Genomic DNA, 20,292 nt, shown 5'->3' on the forward strand with positions numbered 1-20,292 from the left:
TATTTTTTTGAAATTAGGAATAAAAATTAACGCAACCGATTGTGTGTTGTTGTTTTTTGCATATATTTGTTTTGACTATAAGTTGCTATTCGTTCGAAATGTTAAAATAAAGCGAATAGCAAAGTCAATCAAAACGAAAACTAACTAAACCAACTATTAACTCATTAAACCAATTATTTATGACTAACTTTTTAATTACTAAAAGCAGATCTAAATACTTTAAGAATCTGGGGTTCTTAATCCTGATGATGGTATTTTCTGCTTCGGTAAATGCGCAAATTACTGTTACAGGTACTGTATCTGATGGTAGCGGACCAATACCAGGTGTCAATATTATTGTAAAAGGAACCAAAACAAGTACGGTATCAAACTTTGACGGAACGTACACGCTTCAAGCTATTCCCAATAATAGTATTTTGGTTTTTAGTTTTATTGGATATAAACCGCACGAAGTTGCAGTGAACAATAAAACTAAAATTGATGCTGTACTAGAAGAGAACTTAAATGACTTAAAAGAAGTTGTTGTTATTGGATACGGAACCGCAAAAAGAGCAGATTTAACAGGAGCGATTTCTTCTATATCTAGTGCAGCAGTAACGCAATCTGTTTCTACAACTATAGATCAGGTATTGCAAGGTCGTGCGGCTGGGGTGCAGATACAGCAAAATAGTGGTACTCCTGGAGGAAGCTCTTCGGTACGTATTCGTGGTATAAGCTCTATTACAGGTTCTAATGAGCCAATTTATGTAATTGATGGTGTTATTATAGATGGTAATTCAGGTTCTTTAAATTCAAATCCGCTTTCAGGAATTAACCCTAACGATATTGCTTCTATAGACATTTTAAAAGATGCTTCTGCAACTGCTATTTATGGTTCTAGGGCGGCAAATGGGGTAATTATGGTAACTACTAAAACAGGTAGAAAAGGAGATTTGACTTTAAATTTTGACAGTTATGTAGGATGGCAGCAAATGCCTAAAGAATTGCAGGTACTTAATTTAAGAGAATATGGAACACTGAAAAATACTCGTTCAGATTTAGGAATCGTTCAAAGAGATCCTTATTTTATTCGTCCTGATTTATTAGGAGAAGGAACAAACTGGCAAGATGAATTATTTCAAGTGGGTTTAATTCAAAGTTATAATTTATCTGCTTCTGGCGGATCTGACAATACTACTTATGCATTAGGAATGTCTTATTTTGATCAGGAAGGAACTGTAATCGGATCTTCTTTTGATCGTATGACTATTAGAGGTGTAATTGATTCGCAGGTAAAGAAATGGATGAAAGTTGGAGTGAATCTGAATGCTTACAAAACCAATCAGGTAACTACTGTAAATGATGATTCGGTAATTTTAACCGCTTTAAAACAGACTCCAAACGTAGCTGCTAGAAATGCTGATGGAACTTTTGACGGACCAGATACAACAGAATTTGTTCAGACGAACCCATTGGGAATTGCAATGTTGAAAGACAATCATGGAAAAGACTACGGAATTAGGGGAAATGTGTATGCAGAAATTGGTTTTACAAAAGATTTAAAACTTAAAACCCAGTATTCTATAGATTATGGTTTTGGAAATCGATATACTTTTAACCCATCGTATACTTTCGGAGCATTATCAAATGAAGTTAGAGAAGGATCAAGAACAAAATCTACTAGTGAAAACTGGATTTGGACTAACACTTTGACTTATAATAAAGCATTCGGAAAACATAATGTTAATGCATTGGTAGCTCAAGAACTTCAAGAGCAAAACTGGGAAAACCTTTATGGTTATCGTTCAGGTTATTTAACAAACGGAGCTACAGATTTAAACGCCGGAGACCCAACAACAGCTAGAAACTCAAATGCAAGTTCTACAAAATCGCTTAGTTCTTATTTTGCAAGAGCAACGTATACATTTGATGATAGATATATTCTAACAGGAACCATCAGAAGAGATGGATCTTCTCAATTTGCAGAAGGCAATAAATGGGATTGGTTCCCGTCTGCTTCTTTAGCATGGAAAGTTTCAAACGAATCATTTTTAAAAGACAATCAGACCATCAGCAATTTAAAATTACGTGCTGGATGGGGAGTTACAGGTAACTCAAGCGTACCGAATAATGCTTATACTTCTGTTTACGGCACCTCAGCAACCAATTGGGGAAGCGGACAAATTGCAACCAATACAGCAAATCCAGATCTTAAATGGGAAAAATCAAACCAAACTAATATAGGTTTAGATATCGGACTTTTAGATAATAGAATTGAAATTACAACAGATGTTTACTACAAAAGAACAGATGATTTATTACTAAGATTATCACTTCCAGCTTATGTAGGAACAACGGGTCAAGGAGCAACATCTCCACCTTTTGCAAATATCGGATCTCTTGAAAATAAAGGTTTCGAGTTTACTATAAACACTATAAACATGCAGAGAAAAGATTTTCTTTGGAAATCAAATTTCAATATCTCAATGAACAGATTTAAAGTGTTGAAATTGAATTCAGAATCTGGAGTTTACGATCAGACATTACAGCAAGGTTCAGATGTAACAGTCGTTACTCGTACAGCTGTAGGTCAGCCTTTAGGACAATTCTATGGCTATAAAGTAATTGGACGTTTTGAAAAAGCAACAGACTTCTATTATAAAGATGCCACAGGAACAGTAAAACCAACAGCATTGCCAGAAGGAATGGTAATTGGTGAAAATGGCGTTTGGATTGGAGATTATATGTTTGAAGATGTGAATAAAGACGGAGTAATCAACGAAAAAGACGCTGGATATATTGGAGATCCTAACCCAGATTTCACTTTCGGTTTCAATAATAGTTTTTCATTCAAAGGATTTGATGTGAGCATTTTATTCACAGGTTCTTACGGAAATGATGTTTTAAATTACCAAAGAAGATGGCTTGAAAACCCACGTGAGAATACCAATTTATTGAAATCAGCTTTAGGATACGCGCAATTAGAATTAATCGATCCGAATGGACCAAACGATTATCGTAACGTTCAGATTGTTGGCGGAGATCCTTACATGCCTAGAATTGCGGCATCATCTGCGGCTTCGGCTTCAAATTATCGTTTAAGCAACAGATTTGTAGAAGACGGATCTTATGTAAGGCTTAAAAATATTTCGATTGGTTATAATCTTCCAAAGGATTTGTATTCTAAATACGGAATTTCAAACATCAAAGTATACTCAAACATGCAGAATGTTTTAACCTTTACTAAATATAAAGGATATGATCCTGAGGTAGGCGCAATGAACCAAAACCAGCTTCTAAATGGTATCGATAACGGACGTTATCCTTCGCCTATGGTAACTACGCTTGGATTAACTGTTAATTTCTAAAAAACGCACAATGAAAACAAAGAAAATATTTTACACGGCTTTAATTATTGCATTGCCATTTGTTTGGACGAGTTGCAGCGACATTTTAGACGTTGAACCAAATGATGTAATTACAAAAGAGAATTTTTATAAAACGGAATCTGATTTTCAGGCCGCAACAGGACCATTGTACAATAAAGTATGGTTCGATTTTAATGATAAATTTTATTACGGATTAGGAGACGGACGTGCCGCAAACATGTACGCACCTTTCTCAGATTACGCTTATCCGTTTACAGATTTAACAGAAACGGGATTAACAGGGCCTTTGGTTTCGGCTTGGGCATCTTTGTATAATGTGATACAACAGTCTAATAATGTGATTATCGGGATTTCTGGAAGTTCAATGAACGCAACTATTAAAAACAAATATATTGCCGAAGCTCGTTTTATGAGAGGAACAGCATATTGGTATTTGGCTTCGTTATGGGGAGATGTTATCATTTCGACAGATCCGAGCGAATTGGTAAAAAATCCGATCGTGAATAAAAATCCAATGAAAGATGTGTACGAATTCTCGATGCGTGATTTAGAATTTGCGGCCAAATATCTTCCAGAAACTGCAGGTCAGGCTGGGCGTTTAACAAGATATAGTGCATACGGTATGCTGTCTCGTGTTTACTTATCATTTTCAGGAGTTAGCGACAACCCAAACAGCGGAACACGCAATCAGGAATATCTTGATTTAGCTAAAAAAGCGGCGGAAAAAGTAATGAGCTCTGGGCCATACGCCCTAATGACAAATTATGAAGATTTATTCATGATTGATAATAACAATAACACCGAGTCAATGTTTGCGCTACAATGGGTTCCAAACGGAGATTATGGAGTAAACAATACACAACAGGCATATTTTGCATTAGGTTCTGATATTACGGGAGACGATGCGGCTTGGGGATATTGGACAAGAGCTTCGTACAATGTTTTGCAAGAATATGAATCAAAAGATCTTCGTCGTAGAGCAACTTTTATGGGAGATGGTGATCATTATGCAGAAATCAACAAAGCAAACGGAGGTTATACAGTAGATCATACAGCAGATTTCCTTACCATTAAAAAAGGAGTTGTAGGTTCTACCAAAGACAATTCTAAAATTACACGTATGAATTCTGCTTTAAATACTTACATGTTACGCCTTGCAGAAGTTTATTTGAATTACGCAGAAGCAGCTTTAGGAAACAACGCTTCAACTGCAGATGCAACAGCTATTTCAGTTGTAAACAGACTTCGCACACGTGCGGGATTAGACCCTAAAACCACTTTGACTTATGCAGATCTTGCGCACGAAAGAAGAGTTGAATTATGTATGGAGGGACAATATTGGTACGATTTAGTTCGCAGAGCTTACTACAAACAGCAGGAAGTAATTAACTATATCACAGCTCAAAACAGAGGAACAATAACTCCAATTTTGTATGATACAGCAACAAATACAGTAACGGTTGATGCTTCAAAAGTGACGAGTCCGAGAGCAATTGGGGTAATCGATGCGACAATTTTCACACTTCCTTATCCAGAATCTGAATTAGTTCAGAATCCGTTATTGAGAGAAAATCCAGTTCCGTATCAGTTTACAGAAGAGAAAATAAAAGACTTATTCTAGTTTCAGAAATAAAAAACTAAAAGACATAAATATGAAATATATTTTAACTAAAAAGTATTGGGCACCAATTGCACTGTTAAGCATGATGGTTTTCGGTATGCTGTTTACTTCTTGCGATAATAACGATTCAGAAGGAGACGCAATTACAATTACGAAAGTGTTTTTAGAAGATGTAAATTCATCTGTACCTGATAGAGAAGTAACTTTTGCCCGTTTAGGACAACTATTACGTATAGAAGGTTCTGGGTTTGAAGGATTAAAGAAAGTTTACATAAACGGATATTCAACTTACTTTAATGTGGTTTTTGTTTCTAATAATTCTATGCTGGTAAGCGTTTCTGCAGATACCCCGATTTTAGATGCAGATCCATCAGTAAGAAATACAATCCGTTTTGTCAATGATAATAATGAATTTACTTTTCCTTTTGAAATTAGAGCAGGGAGACCAGAAATTACCCGAATTTCAAATACAATGCCTAATGCAGGAGAAACAATTACAGTTTATGGAAGTGGTTTAACAGAAGTGAACAAAGTAGTTTTCCCAGGCAATGTTGAGGTTACAACTGGAATTGTTTCAGACGAAGATGGAGAATCATTTACAGTTGTGGTTCCAAATGGAGTTTCGGATAATGGAGGTTCAATATTCGTACAAGGATCAAATGGAGGAGTATATTCTCCAGCATACTTTAACTGTAAAAGAGCTATTATTTTAGATTTTGACGGAAGAGGACAGCATAGTTTCTGGGGAACACCACCAGCAACAGGTATGATTTTAGGAACTGATTTGGAATCGGCTTCAATTGGCGTAGGAAATCTTTCTCAAGGTAAATACGTACCGCATCGTCCATCTCGTCTTACTTCAATTGCAGCAGCCACAGGAAGAGCGACAGAAGTTTGGACAGGAGGAACAGGTGTTGATAACTGGAGAGCTCAATTTACTCCTTTTATTCCAGCAACCACACCGTTGGATAAAGTAGCATTTCAGTTTGATATCTATGTACCAGATGCATGGAAAGATTCAGGATATTTAAAAATATGTACAATTAATAACTTCAACGCAGGAGCATGGTCTGGAGGAGTTTATAATTATATTCCTTGGTTGGTTGATGGAAAATCTGTCGCTTTCCAGACTACAGGATGGGTAACTGTTACTATTCCTTTAAACAAATTTTATCAATGGTCTAAAGAAGCTGCTACGTTTGAAACCGTTTTAGCTTATCGTGAAGCTGCAACGTATCAGAACTTTGGTATTTGGTTCGAAAATTTGGATGTAAAAATGAAAGATGTGCTAGGAAACACAAGTGAAGAAGAATTTCCTTCAAAAGCAACTTCTGTAAAAGTGTACACAGACAACTGGAGAATTGTACCATTAGACGCACCAGTTTATAATGATTTCCCTAACTAAAAAATGACCAAAATGAAATATATAAAGATATTACCTGTAATTGCTTCATCATTGCTGTTATTCGCTTCTTGCGATGACAACTTGATGGAGTGGGGAAAAGACCCAGAACACGGCGAAGTAACAGGAGCTGAACTTCCGTTGGCTTTAGTAGAAAAAATAAGCCGTTACGAACCATTAAAAAACTATTCAGATTTTTCATTAGGAAATGGAATCGGTATCAGTTTGTATATGAGTGATCCAGCCTATAGAAAAATTGTAAACGAAAACTTTGATGAGGTTACGCCAGGTTACGAAATGAAACATGGTGCAATGGTAAATGCTAAAGGAGAAATTGATTTTACCAATGTAGATGAATTTATCGCTGCAACAAAAAGCGCAGGATTAAAAGTTTTTGGACATACTTTAGTTTGGCATTCCAACCAAAATGCAAGTTATCTAAACGGTATTATTGCCCCAACAGTAATTCCAGGTTCAAGCGGAACAAATATTCTTGACATTGCAGGTTTAAAAAGCGGTTCGTTTACAAACTGGTCAAAAGGAAATCAAGGTCAGGGAATTACAGTAGTTGATAATGCAGGTTTAGCCGCAAATTCTAAAGCTGTTCAATTGATTTCCTCAACATCATCAACCAATTATTGGGACCTACAATTAACATCTCCTGCGGTATCTGTCGTAACAGGTCATAACTACGAAGTTTCTTTCTACATCAAATCAGATAAGACAGGTAAAGGGCGTATTTCTTTTACTGGACTTAAAAATGCTTATCCTTGGATTAATTGGGATGGTACAAGTACAGCAGAAGCATTTGCTACCACTTCGCAATGGAAACAAATTAAATTTAAATTAAATGCAAGTGATTTTGCAGTTGGAAGCAATAGCTTAAAATTAAGTTTTGATTTAGGGCCTATTCCAAACGTAACATATCTTATTGATGTTAATACACTTGCAGTTGTAGATCTTGATGCTTCTGCAGGACCAGTTAATTTAATTGCTAACGGAACTTTTAACTCTGGTATTACTGGATGGAGTAAAGCCAATGGCGCAGCAGATGCTTTAAGTGCAGGAACAGGAGCTTCAAATGTTTATGAGGGAAGTGGATCAATGAAAGTAGTAAACGCTACATCTGATGCTTCGAACCAATGGAAAACACAAATTCAGACCACTTTTACTTCTGCATTGGTAGCAGGAAAAAGCTACACGATTTCTTATATGATTCGTTCAGAAGCTAATGGTTCTGTACGATGTTCAACAACACCATCAGGGGTAGCAAATTACCAGGCAGATCAAACAACGACGCCTACATGGAAACAGATTGAATGGAAAATTACAGCAAAAGGTGGTGAGACAGGTTTTGGTTTTGATTTAGGAGGAGCTGCTGGAACTTATTATATTGATAATGTTCTGGTGACTGATGGATCATCTACTGGGAATGTACCAACTGCTCCAATTACAATTGAAAAAACAGATGCTGAGAAAACCAAAATTATTGGCGATGCCATGACAGATTGGATTTCTAAAATGATGACACATTACAAAACAGGTGTTTTCTCTTGGGACGTTGTAAATGAGCCAATGAAAGAAGATGGAACATTAAGAAACGGAACTGAAGGCGATACTGCAACAGACTATTTCTCATGGGTAAAATACTTAGGAAAAGATTACGCAGTAAAAGCATTCAAATTGGCACGCCAATATGGAAATGCAACCGATAAACTTTTCATAAACGATTACAACTTAGAATCTAGATTAGATAAATGTGATGGAATAATCGAGTATGTAAAATACATTGAAAGTCAAGGCGCTCAGGTTGACGGAATTGGAACACAGATGCACATTGGCTTAACAACAGATAAAGACAAAATCGCTCAAATGTTCCAAAAACTGGCAGCGACAGGAAAATTGATTAAAATTTCTGAGTTAGATATCAGATTAGGAACAGCTACCCCAACAGTAGAACAGCAAGCTTCTCAAGCAGAAATGTATCAATATGTTATTGATATGTACAAAAAATACATTCCTGTAGGACAACAGTACGGAATTACAATTTGGGGAGTTTCAGATAATTCTAAAGAACATGAATACTGGCTTCCAAATGAATCTCCAAATCTTTGGGATGCAAATTATGTTCGCAAGCACGCTTACAAAGGTGCAGCAGACGGACTTGCAGGAAAAGATGTGAGTTTAGGTTTCTCAGGAGAGTTGCAAAAACCTTAAATATTTAATTAGTAATTATCCATAGTGCAAGTCTATAAAAGGGTCTGCGCTATGGATTGTTTATTTTCTTAACTTTTATGCTCAAGATTTATGAGAGCAAAAAACAAATCAAAATGGCTTTTAATCTTAAAACAAATCGAATCCGAATTTTTATAAAAAGAAATTTGATTCTAGCGACAGCGACCTTAGTGATGGTGCAGTTTGGTTTTGGTCAAAACATACCTCATCTTCAGAAAAAAGGAAATAAAACACAATTAATTGTAAACAAAACCCCATTCTTAATACGAGGAGGAGAATTAGGAAACTCTTCGGCAACCAGTATGGAAAGCATGGAAACCATCTGGCCAAAACTTGTTGATATGAACCTCAACACCGTTCTTACGCCTGTTTATTGGGAATTGATAGAACCACAAGAAGGCAAATTTGATTTTCAATTGGTAGACGATTTGATTCTTCGTGCACGAAAAGAAAACTTAAAGCTTGTTTTTTTATGGTTCGGATCTTGGAAAAACAGTATGTCAAGCCATGCTCCAGCATGGATAAAACTCAATCAGAAAAAATATCCTAGAGTTAAAGACGATACAAACAAAAGTCATGAGATTTTAACGCCCTTTAGCGAAAACAATCTTCAAGCTGATGTAAATGCTTTTAAAAAATTAATGGCTCATATTAAAGATTTCGACCAAAAAGAGCAAACCGTAATTATGATTCAGGTGGAGAACGAAATCGGAATGCTGCCAACTGCACGTGATTATCACGCTTTAGCCAATGCTGCTTTCAAAAAAGAAGTGCCAAAAGAATTAATTCAATATTTGCAGAAAAATAAAGAAAAACTCGTTCCTGAATTTTCAGAAATCTGGAAGAAAAACGGATTTAAAACCAAAGGAAATTGGGAAAATGTTTTTGGAAAAGGACTTCACACAGACGAAATTTTCATGGCTTGGTATTTCTCAAAATTTACAAATATAGTTGCAAAAGCAGGAAAAGATGTTTATCCAATTCCGATGTTTGTTAATGCAGCTTTAAACGCACCAGAAAAAAAACCGGGACAATATCCAAGTGCAGGACCGTTGCCTCACATTATGGATGTTTGGAAAGCCGCAGGAAATTCAATCGACTTTTTAGCGCCCGATTTTTACAATCCTTCGTTCAAAAAATGGAATGATTTATTTACCCGTCAAGGCGATCCGTTATTTATTCCCGAACATCGTTTTGATGAAAGCGCGCCATTCAAAGGATTATATGCCATCGGACATTACGAAGCAATTGGTTTTTCACCATTTTCTATAGAATCAGTTGCCGATGCGAAAAAAGAACCGCTTGGAAAAATATATGATTTAGTGAAGCAATTAACTCCAACAATAGAAGCTTATAAGGGACAAGGAAAAATTGATGGTGTTTTATTAGACAAAGAAAATAATACACAGATTATAAAAATGGGCGATTACGAATTCACTTTCAAACATGATTATACCTTAAATTGGTCTGATGGAGCAAAAGCTGAAACATGGCCAATGTCAAGCGCCATTATTATAGAAATCGCTAAAGATGAATTTTATATTTCAGGTTCAGGAATTGTGGTAACTTTTAAACCTTTAAAAGAAAATGTAAATGCTGGAATTCTAAAAACAGATTTTGGTAAATTCGAAAATGAAGTTTGGAGAACCATCAGACATTTCAACGGAGATCAAACTCATCAAGGCAGACATTTAAGAATTTCAGTTGGCGATTACGAAATCCAAAAAATAAAATTATATACTTATGAATAGTTTTTTTATTCGCCACGAATTCACGATTTTTTTTTAAATCTTTGTCTGTAGAGTAATTCAATTACACAAATTAATTTGTGTAATTGAAGATAATTAAAACACAAAGAAAAGAATTAGAAAAATTCGTGAATTCGTGGCTAAAAAAAATAAAAACAGATTATAATGAAAAAATTAATACTAGCATTTTTAATAACAGTTAGCATAAACGCGCAAATAAAACTTCCGCGATTAATAAGTGACGGAATGATTTTACAGCGCGATACAAAAGTCAATATCTGGGGTTGGGCATCGCCAAATGAAAAAATCGAGCTTGATTTTAATCGTAAATCATACAAAACCACAACAGCCCAAGACGGAAAATGGTCGATTCAGCTTCCATCCCAAAAAGCAGGCGGTCCTTACGAAATGACTTTAAAGGCATCCAACACAATTGTATTAAAAAACATTCTTTTCGGTGACGTTTGGCTGTGTTCTGGTCAATCGAATATGGAATTGCCGATGGATCGCCTAAAAGACAAATACAAAGAAGAAATTGCAAAATCTGCCAATACTAATATTCGTCAGTTTTTAGTTCCCGATGAATATTATTTCGCGAAAGAAAGAAACGATTTTTCATCTGGTTCTTGGGTTGAAGTAAACCCTGTAAATGTTTTACAGTTTACAGGCGTTGGTTATTTTTTTGCTTTAGAAATATACAAAAAGTATAAAATCCCAATCGGATTAATCAACAGCGCTTTAGGCGGTTCTCCAGCAGAATCTTGGATTAACGAAGAAGGAATTAAAAAGTTTCCAGAATATTATGAGGAATATTTAAAATTTAAAGACGGAAAACTTGAAAAACAAATCGACGAAAATGACCGAAAAATTAGTTCAAACTGGTATAAAAAACTGAATGAAACCGATCTTGGACTGAAAGAGAAATGGAGAAATTCTGTTGAAACTTCTGATTGGGCAGCAATGAACGTTCCAGGCTATTGGGCCGATGGAGAATTTGGAAAAACAAACGGCTCAGTTTGGTTTAAAAAAGGTTTTGTTCTGGAAAAAGTAAAAGAAAATCAGGCAAAATTGATTTTAGGACGAATTGTAGATGCTGACTCAGTTTTTGTAAACGGACATTTCATAGGAACAACTTCATATCAATATCCACCAAGAATTTATTCTTTTAATGCTAATGTTTTAAAAGAAGGAAAAAACGAAATTACGATTCGTGTAATCAATAATTCTGGAAGAGGAGGTTTTGTAACCGATAAACCGTACGAACTTATTATTGGCGATAATACAATTGACTTAAAAGGAAATTGGAAATACAAATTAGGTTCAAAAATGGAACCGCTTCCAGGACAGACTTTCGTGCGCTGGAAACCAGTCGGACTTTACAATGCCATGATTGCACCACTAAAAGATTATCCAATAAAAGGGGTTTTATGGTATCAGGGCGAAGCCAATACTAGAAAACCATTGGAATATGGACCTTTAATGCAAACCTTAATTTCTAATTGGCGTGCGCAATGGAAACAGGAAAAATTGCCATTTTTATTGGTACAGCTGCCTAATTTTATGGAACCCAAAACAGAACCAACAGAAAGTAATTGGGCAGCTTTAAGACAGCAGCAACTAAATACGCTGAAAGTTCCAAATACAGGTTTGGCGATAACAATAGATTTGGGCGAATGGAATGATATTCATCCTTTAGACAAATATGATGTTGGAAAAAGATTAGCGTTGCAAGCAAGAAAATTGGTTTACGGAGAGAAAAACTTAACTGCTTCTGGTCCGATTTTTCAATCGATGAAACAAAATGGAAATAAACTGATTTTAAGCTTTTCAGATATGGGTACAGGATTGCAAAGCAAAAACGGAAATGAGTTAAAAGAATTTGCCATTGCAGGAACAGATGGAAAGTTTGTTTGGGCAAAAGCAATTATCGAAGGCGATAAAATCGTAGTTTGGAATGATACCGTTTTAAATCCTGTAAAAGTGCGTTATGCTTGGGCAGATAATCCTTCTGAAGCCAATTTATACAATAAAGAAGACTTGCCAGCTTCACCTTTTGAAGCAGAGTTGAAATAAATTTTTAATAATGACAACTTTGTCAAAGTTTTAAACTTTGACAAAGTTTGCTACAAACAATTTTTAGGCAAAATTCCGGAGGAATGAAATATTTGTAGATCATTTGATACATGGTTAGCAAAAGCTCCAGAGGAGCGACATAATTCTAAAATTAATATTTCACCCCGCTGGGGCTCTTTTGAAATGGGAATAATTGTTTCTATAAATATGCCGTCCCGCTGGGACTTGTTTTAAAAATCCGATATTTAAAAACTATTTCAAATTTTCTACGAGCATTTTCAAAAAAGCCTTAACTGCTTTTTTCTCATATACTTCTTTCAAAGAAATCAGCATTGCAGTTCGGGTCATATTTTCTCCTTTTATTGGTATGGCGTACAAATCTTTTTCGTCTTCAATTGTAGTTTTAGTTAAGATCGTGTGCCATTTTCCCGTTTTAATTAATTCAAGCAATGTTGGAATGTCATTTATTTCGATCGTAACATTCGGATGTAAATTGTTTTTTTCAAAGGCCTTGCTAATAAATTGAGTGGTGCTAAAACCGCCAGCAGGCATGGCAAGAGGCAACGTACTAATTTCTTCTAGAGAAATGGTCTTTTTATTTTTTAAAGAAGTTTCAGAAGACGTAACCAGAGCCATTGGCGAAGTAAACAATTCTAGATACTTAAAATGTGCTTCAGAAGCAATTTCTTCAAAAGTTAAAATAACATCAAGCTGAAAATGATTTAGTTTTTGAATGAGTTCCTGCGAAGTTCCAAAGATAATTTCGAATTGAATTTTAGGATATTCGGAACTAAACAAAATTAAAGCTTTTGTAACGACATGTCGCAAAGCGTAGGTAACGCCAATGGCAATTTTTCCAGTTTCGAGTTTGTTTAAATCTTTTAATAATTGAAGTCCGTCAGAAGCTTTGTTGACCGATTGCTGAGCGTAAACAGAAAATAATTCTCCAGCTTCTGTCAATGTAATTCGTTTTCCAATTCGGTTAAAAAGCGGAACTTGAAGCTCGTCTTCCAATTGTTTAATTTGTTGCGATAAAGTACTCTGACTGATATAAAGCGCAGAAGCTGCTTCGGTAAAATTCAGTAATTCTTTTGCTTTGAGAAAATATTTAAGCTGACGAAGTTCCATTTCTAAATCGGTTTTGTCGATTGATTATATCGAAAAATAAGGTTTTACAAATATAGAAATTCTTAAGAACTTTGTCGTGTTGCAAAATCAAAGCAAAAACAAGATGGAAATTATAGCTTTACAAGAAGGAAATTACGTTGCCAATTCTCAAAAAGAATTTCAGCTTTTAACAAATGAATTAACCGCTCCAGGTTTAAAAATGGCAATTCAGCCCTTTGTTATTATTACAGATAATGACGTTATTTTGTTAGACTTTGGATTAGGATTTGTCAATAATGGAGTTCCGTTTATTTATGAAATTCTGAGAAAAAACAATATCGAACCTCAACAGATAACCAAAGTTTTGGTTTCGCATCTTCATAAAGATCACATTGAAGGAATCGGTTATTTTGAAAACGGAAATCTGGTTCAGAATTTTCCAAATGCAACGATTTATATTCAAAAACGCGAAATAGATTTTGCTTTAGAACAAATCAATAATCCGTCTTATGTTCCTGAAATATTGAATCAGCTCGAAAAACTTCCAAATGTGGAATTATTGCATGCTGACAGCGGACAAATTACAGACGAAATTTTCTATGAAGTTTCGGCTGGACATACCCAATTTCATCAAGTTTTCTGGATTAAAGCCGATGATGAAATTGTCTTTTACGGTGCAGACGATTTGCCTCAAAAAATATATTGGTCTATGCATGTTGCGTACAAAACCGACTTTGACGGAAAACGTGCTAGGGAATCTCGCAAAAAATGGGAACAGCAGGCAAAAGATGAAAATTGGAAAGTGCTTTTTTATCACGATATGAAAACACCAGTTGTAGCGTTTTTTGAAGAGGAAATGAAATACGTATCGTAAATGAAGTTTTAAAATCAATTACAGCTTTAAAACAATAAAAAGAAAATTCAGATTAAATTATTTAGTCTGAATTTTTTTTTAGCCGAAAACAAAAGAAACAAAACGCTTCTCACTTTTTCTTCAAGTGAAGTTCTTAAAATAGAAAAAGCTTTTGTAATCTGTGCTTCAACAGTTTTTATAGAAACGTCAAGGTGTTCTGCAATTTCGATATTCGTTAAACCTTCTTTTTTACTCAAAATAAAAACTTCTTTACATTTTGGTGGAAGGTTCTGAATTTCTTTATTCACAGCATTCAAAACCCTTTGAAAAGCTTCTGAATCTTCTTCCTGAACAATTCCGTTCAAAGCATCGTAGTATGATTTTTCAAGAGAAAACAAAGACTGGTTTTTTCGATATAAATCGATAAATTCATTGTAAGTCAATTTATAAAGAAAGCTTTTTAGAGAATGATCTGCTTTTAATCTCGTTCGCTGTTCCCAGACTTTAATAAAAACATTTTGGACAATATCCTCTGCGCTGTAAACATTCTTAACCAGACTGTTAGCATAGACACAAAGTTTATGATGATAGTTGTCGATTAGGTACGTATAAGCGGTTTCATCTCCATTTCTTAGAGACTCAATTAGTGTAGTATTATCGCTGTAATCCTCAATCTTCATAAAAACAAATATATAAATTAATAGTTTTTTAGGTTAAAAAGTGAACTGAATTTGCCTAAAACAATCTCTTTTTTGCTTTTCTATTCGAAATTTATTACAAATAAAAAAGGATAAAAATGCAAATATAAATCTTTTGTTTTATAATTTCTACCAAATTAGTAGGGTTTTATTGAAAGAAAAGACTTGTGAAAAATAAAAAATTCATCAAAATGAAAAAAACTTTATCAAATTGTTAGGGTTTTGTTTTTTGGCTTCGTAATAATATTAAAAACGGCTAAAATGACAGTAAAAAAGTCAGAACGACTAATTGTTAAATTTATCACAAATCAGGCTTCTCAAGAAGAAATTGAGCAGCTTACGGAGTGGTTAAAAGAAGAAGAGAATCAAATTGTATTTAAGGATTTTATAAAAACCAATTATGCAATTGATTCGGCTTTGAACACTTTTGATTCTACTGAGGTTAGAAAACAGCTTTCAGTTAGAATAGCGAAAGAAAATAATGTTTTCTATAAAAGAAGATTTTCGTCTTATTATAAATACGCAGCGATTTTGATTGTGGCTTTGGGAGGTTTTTATTTCTATAAAAATTCAAACAATTCTCATTCGAAACAAAATGTTATTATTCCGAGAGAAGATGAAATTGTCTTACAGCTCGGAAACGAATCGCAGAATCTTAACGCAAATGATGCCAGAAACATAACCGATAAATACGGAAATGTAATTGGAAGACAGGAAAAAGGGAAATTGGTTTATACAAAAGCGTATTCTGAAGGTGCCCTGGTTTACAATACCATTAAGATTCCGTATGGGAAAAAGTTTGAAGTGCAATTGTCAGACGGAACGCTTGTGCATTTAAATGCAGGAACCTCATTGAGATATCCGGTACAGTTTGGTAAAAATCAGAATCGTCAAGTTTACCTTTTAGGAGAAGCTTTTTTTGAAGTGGAAAAAGACAAAGAACATCCGTTTAACGTGAATACACAAAATATAAATGTTGAGGTTCTAGGAACCAAGTTTGATGTAGATACTTATAGTGAAAACAGTAATTCTGATGTTGTTTTGGTCGAAGGAAAAGTGTCTTTGTATAAAGGTCAAAAAACAAAAGAAAACCAAGTGTATTTGAAACCAGGGGAAAAAGGTTCAAGTGAAAAAGGGCAATCTAAAATTACAACAGAACAAGTAAATACAGAATATTATACGGCTTGGGTACAAGGAAGTTTAGTCTTTAAAAATGCTTCGTTTGATGAGATTATTAAAAAGCTAGAACGTCGTTACAATGTCACTTTCATTAACAGAAATAAAACACTTGGAAGAGAAATTTTCAACGCTCGTTTTGATAACGAACCAATTGAAGTAGTGCTCAAATATTTCAGTGACAGTTATGCTATTGATTACGATATTGATAGAGACAAGATTACAATAAAGTAAATTATCAATTAACAATTCATAATTAACAATTAAAAAAGCGCCTATGTAACAAAAATCCAAAACAAAAAGGATCGTTATAAAAAAACCGGAAAATGCGCCAACATTTCCCGGTAGAGTATATGCGGTCAGTTAATTAACCAACCAACATTAAAAAACATTTTAAAAGTATGAAAAAACTCTTGAACAGAATCAGGTTTGATAAGCCTTTTTTGAAATTTGATTTGAAAATGAAATTGACCACATTATTTCTGCTAACTGCCTTAACAGTAATGCACGCCGGAACCACTTATTCTCAAAAAAACAAGATTTCTTTTAATGCCAGCAACATGACCGTTGCTAAAGTGATTGAAAGGCTTGAATATACTACAGATTACAGATTTGTCTATAATGTGAGATCTGTAGATTTAAACAGAGTAATCGACGTGAATGCATACGAGACTTCAATCGAAGTTATTTTAAACAAAATTTTTAATAATACCAGTACAGATTTTAAAGTGTCAGGAAACCACATTATTCTGACACCGAAAAAAGTCTCTGCCGAAGAACCAGTTAAAGCAAAAAAAGAAGTTGCTGATTTTATTGTAAAAGGCCGCGTTACTGATGAAAAAGGAATGCCTTTGGTAGGAGCAGCAGTTGCTGATAACGGTTCTGGAAGAGGCGTAAATACCGATTTTAATGGTGAATATCAGATTATTGCGGTAAGTAGCGAAACGACTTTGGCTTATTCTTATTTAGGATACGTAAGACAGGAAATAAAAGTTGAAGGAAGAAGCGTTATCAATGTTGTTCTAAAAGAAGAGGTTCTTCAACTTGAAGGACTAGTTTTGAAGACTGGTTATCAGGATATATCTGCAGAAAAAGCAACGGGATCTTTCTCAAGTTTAAAAGCAAAGGATTTTCAAGAACAACGTTTAAGCAGTTTAGATAAAATTTTAGAAGGACGTGTTGTTGGATATCAGGATGGAAGAATTCGCGGGACAACTTCAATGAGAGGAGTAACGGCACCGTTATATGTTATTGATGGTTTTCCTGTTGAAAATACAAGATTAACTCCTTACGCATCTATAGAAGAAAATCTTCCTAGTTTAAACTTAGAAGATATTGAAACGATTACAGTTTTAAAAGATGCCGCGGCTTCGTCTATTTACGGTGCTCGTGCTGCAAATGGAGTTGTGGTAATTACAACGAAAAAAGCAAAAGCAGGTAAAATGAATATTTCGTTTTCAAGTAATTTAACCGTTACACCTTACCGAAACTACACTGACAATCTTACTAGTTCTGCTGATATTATTGGTTTAGAAAGAGGATGGGCAGACGGAAATCCTAATTTTAAGACTGCCAATGCAGCAACTTATGCACAGTCATTGCTAAATAATGCCGCATTTACGAGTTTAGGAATGCAGACGATTTTAAATGGTTATGCAGGAAATATTTCTCAAACAGAAATGAATAATCGTTTGAATCAACTAGGTTCGCAAGGTTATAAATATTATGATGATGTAGCAAAATATGCAAAACGCGATCAGTATTTTATGCAGCACAACCTTAGTTTAGGTAAAGCTAGCGAAAACAATGCTTTTAATGCGTCTATAACATATAAGGACAACCAACTAGAAGATATGTATTCTGAAAACCAATCGGTTGGAATTAATTTGAAAAATTCGACACAAATTAATAGCTGGCTGTCTTTAGATTTGGGAACTTATTTGAATTACGGAATAGGAGATACTCAGTATTATAAGCCTATTAATCCAGCTGTTGTTTCAGATAATCCAGGTTTTAAATGGCAACCCTACAATCAATTGGTGAATAATGACGGAACTAATTTTGTTTCTACTGCTGCTTCTCGCTACAATAATTTTACGCTTAATTCTATGCAGGCTTATGGTCTTTACAACATGGATATTACGCCAATGGACGAGTTGGGAAGAAATCTTACTGAAAATAAAAGCTTCTTGAATAGAACCTTTGCGAAGTTTAATGTAAAATTCAGTAAAGCATTTACATACAATGCGATGTTCCAATACGAATTTGCATCAGATCGAGCAAGTCAGTTATTTGATAAAGACTCTTATTATGTAAGAAACAAAGTAAACGGAATGGTAACCATTGTAAATAATAAAGCAGTTTATAATTTACCTTATGGAGATATTGTAAAAGAAACGAATCAGTTTTCTAATGCTTATAATTTCCGTCAACAATTAAACTTCAACCAAGTTTTTGCTGAGAAACATGATTTTTCTGCTATAGCTGGTATGGAAATCCGCCATTCGAAACAAGAATATAATGATAACACACGTTATGGTTACGATTCGCAAGCTTTAACATTTACTGCAATAAATCAAGCCGATTTATTAAAAGTATATGGCTCTGTTTTCAGCGGATATATGTCGATAAATGATTTTTCATTAGAAAAAGAATTGCAAAACCGTTATGTTTCTCTTTACTCAACAGGAGGTTATACTTACGATAAAAGATATTCTCTTTCTGGTAGTATTCGTTGGGATCGTTCTAATCTTTGGGGAACAGATAGTAAATATCAAAACAAACCTATCTGGTCTGTAGGTGCGGGTTGGAATATTAACAATGAATCGTTTTTTGATGTTGATTGGGTTGATGCTCTTAAACTGCGCGGTTCTTATGGTATTGCAGGAAATATTGCCAAAGATTCTGCGCCTTATTTAACAGCTTATTATTATGCTAATGCTAATGTTGGAGGAACTTATGGAAGTGTGGGGCAACGTCCAAATCCTGAATTGTCTTGGGAAAAAACAACAACAACCAATATTGGTTTTGATTTCTCTTTGTTTAAAAGCAGATTAAGCGGAACGCTAGATTTATACAACAAAAAAGGTCAAGATTTGTTAGCTACTAGTCAAGGAATTCCAACAGAAGGATTTGGATATTCTTCTTACACACTTAATAATGGAGAAATGACCAACAGAGGTGTAGAAGCTACTTTAAGAGGAACGATTGTAAAAACGCCTTCTTTCTCTTGGGATGCAGCTGTTTTGTATGCCTATAATAAAAACAGAGTAGATTTTGTAAATGTAAAAGCTCCTGTTTACTATTTACAGTTAGATTATCCACAGGCTTATCCTAGAGTTGGAACAAGTTTTAACAGCATTTATGGTTACCAATGGGCAGGTTTAAGCAATACAGGAATTCCGCAAGTTTATGATGCATCAGGAACTGCAGTAAAATACAATCCAGGTCAGATAGATGCGATCAAAGATTATGGTTCGACAGTTCCGACACACAGCGGTTCTTTCCATACCTCAGCAAATTATAAAAACTTCTCACTTTCGGCTCTTTTCATTTATGAGTTAGGACATAAAGTTAGAAACACATTCTTGCCAATGTTGAGCAACAATTACAATAGCGCACTTGGAGGTTATGTAACAGATATTACAGTGGTAAACAATAATATTGCAAATCGTTGGATGAAGCCAGGAGACGAAGCTTTTACGAATGTTCCGAGAGCAGTTTACGAATATGAATCAGATTTTAATTCAGAGTCCCGTACTATTTATTCTTATGCAGATATCAATATTTTGGATGCATCAAATTTAAGATTAAGCAATATTTCTTTAGCGTATCAAATGCCAAAAGATATTATTAAAAGAGTAAAACTAGACGGAGTACGATTCAATTTGAATGCAGAAAACGTATACACTTTTGCCAAAAGCAGAGATGCCAAGTATATGTTAGGCGGTTTTATATCTCCAAGTTTTGTTATGGGTGTAAATGTTAATTTCTAATTTATAAAGACTAGAC

General features: G+C 34.6%; 11 protein-coding genes. 9 read left to right on the forward strand and 2 right to left on the reverse strand.

Features of this window, described 5'->3' with window-relative positions; genetic code table 11:
• The first annotated feature begins 179 nt into the window (after nt 1–179).
• The 6 genes from JI750_RS07525 to JI750_RS07550 all read left to right on the forward strand — a co-directional run bounded on the left by JI750_RS07525 (nt 180) and on the right by JI750_RS07550 (nt 12,447).
• A complete protein-coding gene (locus tag JI750_RS07525) occupies nt 180–3,347 on the forward strand; it encodes a SusC/RagA family TonB-linked outer membrane protein (RefSeq protein WP_201999835.1) in 3,168 nt (1,055 codons plus the stop codon).
• A 10-nt stretch (nt 3,348–3,357) separates the two neighbouring features.
• Nucleotides 3,358–4,989, forward strand: coding sequence for a RagB/SusD family nutrient uptake outer membrane protein (locus JI750_RS07530; protein ID WP_201999837.1), 1,632 nt, complete (start codon nt 3,358–3,360; stop codon nt 4,987–4,989).
• A 31-nt stretch (nt 4,990–5,020) separates the two neighbouring features.
• Nucleotides 5,021–6,394: a glycan-binding surface protein gene (locus JI750_RS07535; RefSeq protein ID WP_201999839.1), complete on the forward strand. Its 1,374-nt coding sequence runs from the start codon at nt 5,021–5,023 to the stop codon at nt 6,392–6,394.
• 12 nt (nt 6,395–6,406) lie between these two features.
• The gene (locus JI750_RS07540; RefSeq protein WP_201999841.1) at nt 6,407–8,608 is read left to right on the forward strand and encodes an endo-1,4-beta-xylanase; all 2,202 of its coding nucleotides are present in this window, start codon (nt 6,407–6,409) and stop codon (nt 8,606–8,608) included.
• A 113-nt stretch (nt 8,609–8,721) separates the two neighbouring features.
• On the forward strand, nt 8,722–10,377 hold the full coding sequence (locus JI750_RS07545; protein ID WP_236672996.1) for a GH35 family beta-galactosidase: 1,656 nt from the start codon (nt 8,722–8,724) through the stop codon (nt 10,375–10,377).
• Nucleotides 10,378–10,539: 162 nt separating this feature from the next.
• Entirely contained in the window at nt 10,540–12,447 is a 1,908-nt protein-coding gene (locus JI750_RS07550) for a sialate O-acetylesterase (protein ID WP_201999843.1), read from the forward strand.
• Between the two features lie 252 nt (nt 12,448–12,699).
• Here the strand turns inward: JI750_RS07550 and JI750_RS07555 are convergent, their stop codons facing one another.
• Complete coding sequence (locus tag JI750_RS07555) at nt 12,700–13,575, reverse strand: LysR substrate-binding domain-containing protein (protein WP_095931306.1); 876 nt, start codon at nt 13,573–13,575, stop codon at nt 12,700–12,702.
• A 103-nt stretch (nt 13,576–13,678) separates the two neighbouring features.
• Between JI750_RS07555 and JI750_RS07560 the strand changes: the two genes are divergently transcribed.
• The gene (locus JI750_RS07560) at nt 13,679–14,428 is read left to right on the forward strand and encodes an MBL fold metallo-hydrolase (RefSeq protein WP_201999845.1); all 750 of its coding nucleotides are present in this window, start codon (nt 13,679–13,681) and stop codon (nt 14,426–14,428) included.
• Nucleotides 14,429–14,475: 47 nt separating this feature from the next.
• Here the strand turns inward: JI750_RS07560 and JI750_RS07565 are convergent, their stop codons facing one another.
• On the reverse strand, nt 14,476–15,087 hold the full coding sequence (locus JI750_RS07565) for an RNA polymerase sigma factor (RefSeq protein ID WP_201999847.1): 612 nt from the start codon (nt 15,085–15,087) through the stop codon (nt 14,476–14,478).
• 279 nt (nt 15,088–15,366) lie between these two features.
• Here JI750_RS07565 and JI750_RS07570 point away from each other — a divergent pair, with 279 nt between their 5' ends.
• Together JI750_RS07570 and JI750_RS07575 are read left to right on the forward strand one after the other, a co-directional pair.
• Nucleotides 15,367–16,515, forward strand: a complete 1,149-nt coding sequence (locus tag JI750_RS07570) for a FecR family protein (protein WP_201999849.1) — start codon at nt 15,367–15,369, stop codon at nt 16,513–16,515.
• 167 nt (nt 16,516–16,682) lie between these two features.
• Entirely contained in the window at nt 16,683–20,276 is a 3,594-nt protein-coding gene (locus JI750_RS07575) for a SusC/RagA family TonB-linked outer membrane protein (protein ID WP_201999851.1), read from the forward strand.
• Nucleotides 20,277–20,292 lie beyond the last annotated feature (16 nt).

The organism is Flavobacterium tagetis, from assembly GCF_016735615.1.
Lineage (GTDB): Bacteria > Bacteroidota > Bacteroidia > Flavobacteriales > Flavobacteriaceae > Flavobacterium > Flavobacterium tagetis.